Source organism: Brevibacterium sp. ZH18, from assembly GCF_022748595.1.
Lineage (GTDB): Bacteria > Actinomycetota > Actinomycetes > Actinomycetales > Brevibacteriaceae > Brevibacterium.
Genome location: NZ_JALDSX010000115.1, coordinates 1 through 516 on the forward strand (window position 1 = coordinate 1; position 516 = coordinate 516).

Below are 516 nucleotides of genomic sequence, written 5' to 3' on the forward strand. Positions count from 1 at the left end.
CTGATGCAGGGTTAGGTGACATCTAATCTGGCTTGTTCATAGGCAAGCCTGGAAGGATAGACACCATGCCACAGCCCTACCCGAAAGAATTCCGCAACGACGTCATCCAGGTCGCTTTGAACCGGGACTCGAAGACGACGATCGGACAGATCGCCAAGGACTTCGGAGTCCACGAAGGCACCATCAACAAATGGCTCCGCCAAGCAGAAATCGATGCCGGCAACAAACCCGGCAACACCAGCGACGAGTCCGCCGAACTACGAGAGATGCGTCGGCGCAATCGTCTGCTTGAGCAGGAGAACGAGGTCCTGCGCCGCGCGGCCGCCTATCTGTCACAGGCGAACCTGCCGTCAAAAGGCTCTACCCGCTCGTGAGAGAGCTCGCCGTCGACGGGATCCCCGTCGCGGTGTCGTGCCGGGTCTTGAAGCTCTCCCGCCAGCCCTACTACCGGTGGCTGGCCGCGCCTGTCCCTGATACCGATCTCGTTGAGGCATATCGGGCCAATGCGCTCTTCGA

The 516-nt window shown here is 60.3% G+C and carries 1 protein-coding gene; it reads left to right on the plus strand.

From position 1 onward, the window contains the following. Positions 1-65 precede the first annotated feature (65 nt). Positions 66-374 (plus strand): transposase, encoded by a 309-nt coding sequence (locus MPN20_RS17170; RefSeq protein ID WP_242784084.1) that lies wholly within the window; start codon positions 66-68, stop codon positions 372-374. The last annotated feature ends 142 nt before the right edge of the window (positions 375-516 follow it).